General features: G+C 40.7%; 7 protein-coding genes. 2 read left to right on the top strand and 5 right to left on the bottom strand.

The annotated features are described in order from the left end of the window. Window positions 1–74: 74 nt before the first annotated feature. Window positions 75–545: a hypothetical protein gene (locus QZY09_RS19975; RefSeq protein WP_295675301.1), complete on the bottom strand. Its 471-nt coding sequence runs from the start codon at window positions 543–545 to the stop codon at window positions 75–77. A 155-nt stretch (window positions 546–700) separates the two neighbouring features. Here QZY09_RS19975 and QZY09_RS19970 point away from each other — a divergent pair, with 155 nt between their 5' ends. After that, on the top strand, window positions 701–1,696 hold the full coding sequence (locus QZY09_RS19970; protein WP_295675299.1) for a 2-hydroxyacid dehydrogenase: 996 nt from the start codon (window positions 701–703) through the stop codon (window positions 1,694–1,696). Between the two features lie 289 nt (window positions 1,697–1,985). Beyond that, window positions 1,986–3,215: a C1 family peptidase gene (locus QZY09_RS19965; protein WP_295675297.1), complete on the top strand. Its 1,230-nt coding sequence runs from the start codon at window positions 1,986–1,988 to the stop codon at window positions 3,213–3,215. Window positions 3,216–3,545: 330 nt separating this feature from the next. On the opposite strand, the gene QZY09_RS19960 is transcribed toward QZY09_RS19965, so the two are convergent. The 4 genes from QZY09_RS19960 to QZY09_RS19945 all read right to left on the bottom strand — a co-directional run bounded on the left by QZY09_RS19960 (window position 3,546) and on the right by QZY09_RS19945 (window position 7,101). Beyond that, complete coding sequence (locus QZY09_RS19960) at window positions 3,546–4,973, bottom strand: SDR family oxidoreductase (RefSeq protein WP_295675295.1); 1,428 nt, start codon at window positions 4,971–4,973, stop codon at window positions 3,546–3,548. A gap of 148 nt (window positions 4,974–5,121) precedes the next feature. Continuing rightward, the gene (locus QZY09_RS19955) at window positions 5,122–5,532 is read right to left on the bottom strand and encodes a hypothetical protein (protein WP_295675292.1); all 411 of its coding nucleotides are present in this window, start codon (window positions 5,530–5,532) and stop codon (window positions 5,122–5,124) included. Then, window positions 5,529–6,137: a hypothetical protein gene (locus tag QZY09_RS19950; protein WP_295675291.1), complete on the bottom strand. Its 609-nt coding sequence runs from the start codon at window positions 6,135–6,137 to the stop codon at window positions 5,529–5,531. Before QZY09_RS19950 ends, QZY09_RS19955 begins: the two co-directional genes overlap by 4 nt. 160 nt (window positions 6,138–6,297) lie before the next feature. Further along, window positions 6,298–7,101 (bottom strand): NIPSNAP family protein, encoded by an 804-nt coding sequence (locus tag QZY09_RS19945; protein ID WP_295675289.1) that lies wholly within the window; start codon window positions 7,099–7,101, stop codon window positions 6,298–6,300. Window positions 7,102–7,456: the final 355 nt, after the last annotated feature.

Genomic DNA, 7,456 nt, shown 5'->3' with positions numbered 1-7,456 from the left:
GAGTTTTTACTTATCGCGCCAGCTGATTCTTTATTTCCGGATGTACGGTTATTATTTAGTTAGGATATGATGGGTTATAGGTTGAATTTATCTTTCGCTATTTCGTAGCCAATGATCAGCAAAATAACGGCCGTTCCCGCCAAAACGTCTAAAACAGACGCGCCGAAATTTTCCTTTACTTTTTTAGTAAGGTTTACCCCATCGTTTTTATAACTGATGATGCGGTTTGCCGAATCGACATGGAATTTAATACTTGCAGTATGCAGCGCAACGATTTTATTTGTTAAAGTATCCTTTATTGGGATTATTTTTGAATTACTGACGGTGTCCGTTTGATTTAACGTTGATAAGGTATCCCGGTAATATGCCCATTCCTCAAAACCCGGATAGGAAGTCTTTTTGTCCGGCTCCCCTAATTCTTTTACCAGGTCCGCTTTGGTATGCAGGTGTTCAACTACTTCCCGGGTATAAACTATTTTGCTGCATCCGCTGAAAAACAGCAAAATAAAAAGATAGTGCTTGCTGGATAAGCGATTCGTTTTCAATGGATTCACACTCAAATATAATTGATTATGATGAAATATAAAAAATAATATCCGTTAAAATCCACCTGGTATCGCGTCTTATTAAAGCAATAGTTGATATATAGTACAAACATTGGGTTCATTCATTAAATTTGCGAACACAACAGCACCTCTTTATGAAAATACTTTTCTTTTCGGCAAAGCCTTATGATATTACCACCTTTAACCAGCATAATGCCAACTATGGTTTTGAAGTGGAATATTTGGAAACCCACCTGGGGCCGCATATTGTTAATGCCGTAGATGAGGGCACCTTTGCCGTATGTGTATTTGTTAACGATAACCTGACCGCCGAAGTGATTGAAGTGTTGGCGGCAAAAGGAGTAAAGGTAATTGCGTTGCGCTGCGCCGGCTTTAATAATGTTGACCTGGCGGCTGCGAAAAAACATGGAATAACCGTGTGCCGCGTACCTGCCTATTCGCCCGAGGCCGTGGCGGAACATGCCGTGGCAATGCTGTTAACCCTTAACCGCAAAACCCACAAAGCTTACAACCGGGTTAGGGAACAAAATTTTTCGTTAAACGGCCTGTTAGGGTTTAACATGCACGGCAAAACGGTTGGTGTGATTGCTACCGGAAGGATTGGTAAGGCTTTTTGTAAGATCATGCTGGGTTTCGGATGTAAAGTGTTGGCTTTCGACCTATATCAAGATCCGGAACTGGTTGCTGCCGGTGTAAATTATATTCCTTTTGAAGAAGTACTGCAACAGGCAGATATCGTCTCCCTGCATTGCCCGCTTACCCCCGAAAGTCACCACCTGATCAACAGGGAGACGCTGGGCCTGATGAAACAGGGCGCCACGCTGATCAATACCAGCCGCGGCGCGTTGATAGATACACACGCTGTTATTGTAGCCCTTAAAACAGGCCGCCTGGCCTACCTGGGTATTGATGTTTATGAACAGGAAGACCGGTTGTTTTTTAAAGACCTGTCCGGAAGTATTATTGAAGATGATACTATTCAGCGCTTGATGAGTTTCCCTAATGTGCTGGTTACCGGCCACCAGGCGTTTTTTACCGCAGATGCATTGGCACAGATCGCTGAGACAACGCTCAGCAGTATCAGGCAGCTGGGTGCCGGGATTTTTTTGGACGGGGCTTTAGAGGTGTAATTGGGAACCTAGTTAACTATCCATAATCACGTTTATGGCATATTCATATTATTTATCGTAAGCTATTCAGTAAATAGGTTACTTGGACAGCCTGTGTAATGTTTCGAATAATTAATTAAATGACAGGGAAAGAAACGCATATTTCTCAAGCAAGATATTAACATATGCCATTTTAATATTGCTCATGATAATATTTCTATTTATTTCAACGCCACGTTGTTGTATTTTTCAACCTGGGTATTTATATTTGAGAAAAAAGCATATTAACCCATTTATTTAATCCCATATTATGAAAAGACTGATCATCGCTATTGTAGCTGTTTCTTTTGCATGTGTTTTTTTAAATAGCTGTAAAAAATCCACAAATGTTGTTAACCCCGGCACAAGCCCCGTTACAACCAATAACCTTCACGGCTTTGGATTGAACGCGATGACTCCACAGGATTTGGCAAACGTTCCGTCATTTTCCAGTAGTCTCTTCAGCAATCGGCTGCAGCCTGATGGTTTAACTTACAATGGCACAGCCTATAATTCATATCTGTTAGTCACCCCGCAAATCAGGGACCAGGGACAACTGGGTGCCTGCACAGGTTTTTGTGGTGCTGAAACTGATGAGATACTCTATTACTATAAAAATAATTCGGTACAGCCAATAGCCAATTTTACAATCGCCAATGGCATTGTGCTCGCCACTCAAAATGAGATCCCAAATACGTCTGAGGAATCCTATTACGGATCAGGCAATACTACAGCAGCTGCCGTTAGTCCGCTGTTTTTATATTTTGTAGAACGAGTAGTGATCAGTGGCGGGTCCATCGGTTCAGACCCCGGTGCCAATATGGTTAATATTGGTGAAACGCTGCAGGGGCTAAGCAATAATTCCGGTTCCGGCAAGGCACTCACCTACAACGGCTATACTTTTGATGGGATATCAAATGAGTCACTTTATAAATATCCATTTGTACTTGGCTCAGGGGGGTATAATGTCGCAACAGCAACAACCGCTCCATATACTACCTATCCTTATAATTATTTCAATTATGGAACTAACATCATACCCGTTGCTCCTAATAATTTCCCGATTGGCACCCAAAGTGGCAGCACAAGCAGCAGCGGTACAACTACTGAAGGTTACTACGTTATTACAGATACCAAGGCCGCGCTTATTGCAGATGTTAAAACCGCACTTTTAAATAATAAACCGGTAATGATGGGTTTTAATGTTTATGACAAAGGTCCTTCTTACTCTTATTTTGAAAGCCTTAGTACGACAAGCTACACCTATAATCCGCTAACTTCCAGCGGTTCATTAGTGTCTGGCATCAGATTGCAAGGTGGTCATGCCGTACCCATTGTCGGGTATATTAATGATAGTACTCAACCGGGCGGTGGCGTTTTTATTTGCCAGAATTCATGGGGTACTCCATGGGGTTATCATGGTTATTTTTATCTTCCGTATTCGGTTATTACAAATACCAAAATTGTACCCGCATCAAATTTATTTGTAGCGATCATTTAAAATAAGTTTAGCTTTAGTTAACGAGAACTCCAGGTTGATTACCCGGAGTTTTTTTTTGAAAATTATATGTTGATTTAAGTTATTTGAACCCGAATTTACCTTTTTTTGGTAAGTTAACAAGCCTTTTAAGACGCTAATTATTTATTAAAATACGAAAAAGATTACTCGGAATCTACCAAAAAAAGAAATATAATCTTTTGATTAACAGCTGTTTATTGTAAAACTATTAATATTTAATACCCGCTTAATGTAAATAGTCTTATTAACCGATACAAAAACTTAAAATATAATTCCCGCATACCGTACAGGTAAACAAAGCTAATACCGGTGCTAAACCTCCACAATCTTATTCAGCATACCCTTAAAGATAAAAAAATGGAACGGTAGCATAGCATACCAGTATAAGCGGCCGGCTAAACCAAGCGGCCTGAAGGTAGCAATTTGCGTTACGCAGTTTTTATCATCTATCTTAAATTCCAGCCATGCTTCGCCGGGCAACTTCATCTCGGCATACATCAGCAACCGCTTTTCTTCCCTGCTCACATAAATTACCCGCCAGAAGTCCAGCGCATCGCCAGGCGACACTTCGGCGGCATTTTTACGGCCCCGGCGCAAGCCAACACCGCCAAACAGCCGGTCGAGGAAGCCGCGAAAACTCCAAAGCCAGTTGGCATAATACCATCCGTTACGACCGCCGATAGCAAATATGCGTTCTAAGGCCTTGTCTGGATCCCTGGTTTCCTGGCTTTGTTTGTCGCGGAAAACCCCGAAACGCGGGATTTCAATGTGGCTGGTCAGCCCGGTGGCAAAAATGCGGTTATCGCCCGCGTCGTTCCAGCTGGATAAAACCAGGTTTTGTTCTATTTTTTCAAAAGCCAGCGAAATTGCTTTTTTATATGGTATCAGATCTATGTGCAGGCGATCTGAAAGATCGTTATTATTTGCAATTACGTCCACCTTCATGCTGTTCACCAGGTTTTTTGCTAAAGGATACGCAGTGGAAGTCACAAAATATAACCAGTAGGACGACAGTTTAGGCGTAAAAACCGGAACTAAAAAAATCTTAAGTTTCAGCTTCCTTACGTCGGCAAATTGCTCCAGCATCTGCTTGTAACTAAGCGTATCAGGTCCGTAAATATCAAAATGCAGGTTATAAGTGTACTTTTTATGCAATACGCCAATCAGGAACTGAATGACATTACGGATGGCAACGGGCTGACATTTGGTTTTTAACCATTTGGGCGCTATCATTACGGGCAGTTTTTCAGCCAGGTCGCGGATGATCTCGAAGGAGGCACTGCCGGAACCTACGATTATACCTGCTCTTAAAGCCGTAACCGGTACTTTACTTTCACGTAAGGTTTCCTCAACCGCCTTTCGGCTTTCCAGGTGTTTACTAAGATGCTGTTCGTTTACGATGCCGCCCAGGTAAATGATCTGTCCGGCGTTGGTAGTATCCATAAATTCAACAAAATGTTCGGCAGAATGTAATTCTTCCTTGCTGAAATCCCCACCACTCATACTCATGGAATGCACCAGGTAATAAGCCGCGTCAATATCTCGGGGCAGATTTTTTAGAGTAGACGGCTTCATCAGGTCGGCCTCGATGACGCTAACTTGTTCAGCTTTATATTGCTTGATATCCAGGCGGTCCTTATCCCGAACGAGGCATATTACCTCATGGCCCTCATCAAGCAGAACAGGGAGAAGTCGCCTTCCAATATAACCGGTTGCGCCGGTAAGCAATATTTTCATCATCGTTCAACAAGATAAGGAGTATTTTGTTGCGATTGAATTCTTTGGCGGCTTATTTTCTGGTAAATCAATAATAAGAAATTGGATATTTTCTGACAATTAGCCCCTGCCGGAGGGGCACTCCTCCGCAGCTATTCCTATGCTAAAAAGATTACCTGAACAAATCGATATCAAATTTACCCGAAAATATTCCCGGCGACCAGTTGGAAGGGACTACAAATGAATTAGTAAACCAGATGACGTGTGCATCAGCAACATATTGTTTGCCGCCCTTTAGCAGTACCATATTTAACCACTTTCCGGTCGATAGATCAAGTTCACCATAGGCTGGAAATCTTTTCGTGTTTTCACCCTCGTTGTTGCTGATTATTTTTAACGTGTTTTCATGAAACGCAAAGCACGAAGTTGCTGGCCCCTTGCCGTCATAATACACGGGCAATAACTGCTGAAATTGTTGTTTCAGATTTTGATCATAACCATTGATGATGAGTGCTTTTTCGAAATATGAAGAAACAACAGTATAGCCCACTCCAACAGGGCCGGGTTGGGCTACAGTGATCATTTTTTTTCGACATAAAATTCAGACGCAGCCACAATTAACCGGCTGTTATGTTCCTGGAAAAACCTTACGGTTATATCCTTTTTTTGTGAACCGATGTTCGGTTTTTCAAATTGCGGACTCACCTGAACAAAGCTATTTTCCATCGCCCTGATGTGTTTGCCGGTAAATACTTCATTGGTAGATTGCCCTGTGTTTGTCGAGAAATCAAACTTACCCATGTAAAGCTCCCTGTCATTATTATGATTATTATGGGCCAGCGCCAGGTAAAGTACATTTCGGTCCTCCTGCGAAGGGGTAATTGCATTAGACGCCTTTTCCAGGTCAAATCCGCTTAGGGTATCACAGTTTAAGGTTATTGGTTTCGAAGGCTCCGTACTGCCGCTTTCATAACGCCGGGCCAGTAAAGTGGTACCGCCCGGGGCAGTTAGCATAAAGAGATCGCCATGCCCGTTACCTGTCATACTGATATAGGTTTCATCTGGAAATTTAGGCTTCAGGTAAACCGGTTCAAGCTTATCGTTCAGGTTGACAATTGTCAAATCTTCTGTACTATCCCTTAAATGACCATAAAATAAACTCTGTGTTTTTATATCTGCCTGCCTCACAATTAAACTAAAATCCGAACCATCATGCTGAATTACGATGCAGTTGGTTCCTCATGTTTAGCATGCTGCCTGAAGATCTATTTTTGCAATATGATTTTGCCGGATTGCGGATCAATTAAAAAATGAAAATAAAATTGAACTATTTAAAAGGCAGATTTGGCTAAAAGTCAGAATATTCAACAGGCCTTAAAAAAGTAATATCGGCTTTGGATATGGTGTTTTGATATTCAGGCAACGCAGACAGTTGTTTCCAATCTGCGCCATCTCCAAACTGCTTCCAATGTTCATCACGGTCTGCTTTATTATTAAAAGTTGTCAAATACATTAAATTTGGCATACGGCCTCCTGCAATTACTTCTCCGTAAAAAACGGGGTTAAAATTTAGCTTTGTGAAAATATCTACTTCCTTACCCGCGTTAAACATCTTCACTTTTTGGCGATATAAATAATCTGTAGCGCTTTCGTAACTACGTAGTTCATAAACTCTTTCAGCAAGTGGAGATGTAAGCAATGGTGTTGCGAATTCGGGCCTGTCTATAAAAGCCTTCAATAAAATAGTTTCAATGCGATCGTATGGGGCTTCATTATAAGCCGCATTCAGGTAAGTGGCACCATCGCTTTGAAGTTGTGCATCGTTAAACAATTGTTCATCCATTTTTGCAAAAACTTCAGTAGAAGCAGACGGTATGAAAACATATATCCGCTTATCTAAACTGGTATCATTACCAATTGCCTTAAAAACACCAACTTTACTTATTCCTATTCTATGTAAAGCCGGTAAGTAAGCTGTTTTTAAAAATTGTTCTGTTTTGTTTATCTGCTCCTGGGTTTTTAAGTGATATACCTTTATCTCATAAAAGTACCGTGTTTTTTTAAACCGGGTTTCCGCTGTTACATTTAGAAAACAAAAAGTTAATGTAACTAATATTGATAAAATGATTAGCGTGGATTTATTGGTGCGCATGTTTTTTGTTTATTAAGGTTACAAATTAAAACAATTTAACTCAGTAAATTGTGCCTGAAAGTGGAATGGTATATTTTCTTTTTCCTTTGCAAGGATCATGGGTATTGAAATACTACGGGTTCTAATAATCGGCATACGCAATAAAAAACCGGTTAAAAAAACAAACAAATGCAAGGATTCGATAACCAACTATTTTCCGATACAAAAAGTAATTAAGTATTGACTATTAATTACTTAACACATTTGAGTAACAAAATAGCAACAAAAATATTAATCTATTTCTTAGAAGGTTGATAAATTGGAGATTTTACCCTTTCAAATCTCCAAACTGATGACTCCTTTACATCGGAGATCG

Source organism: uncultured Mucilaginibacter sp. (assembly GCF_903913935.1).
Classification (GTDB): domain Bacteria; phylum Bacteroidota; class Bacteroidia; order Sphingobacteriales; family Sphingobacteriaceae; genus Mucilaginibacter.
Note: the sequence above shows the minus strand (reverse complement) of the source record. Positions and strands in the feature narration are given on the sequence as shown.

Bases quoted from the DNA above. Each gene is read 5' to 3' on its own strand.
- QZY09_RS19970 (WP_295675299.1), top strand. From the start codon at position 701: ATGAAAATACTTTTCTTTTCGGCAAAGCCTTATGATATTACCACCTTT.
- QZY09_RS19965 (WP_295675297.1), top strand. From the start codon at position 1,986: ATGAAAAGACTGATCATCGCTATTGTAGCTGTTTCTTTTGCATGTGTT.
- QZY09_RS19945 (WP_295675289.1), bottom strand. From the start codon at position 7,101: ATGCGCACCAATAAATCCACGCTAATCATTTTATCAATATTAGTTACA.
- QZY09_RS19955 (WP_295675292.1), bottom strand. From the start codon at position 5,532: ATGATCACTGTAGCCCAACCCGGCCCTGTTGGAGTGGGCTATACTGTT.
- QZY09_RS19960 (WP_295675295.1), bottom strand. From the start codon at position 4,973: ATGATGAAAATATTGCTTACCGGCGCAACCGGTTATATTGGAAGGCGA.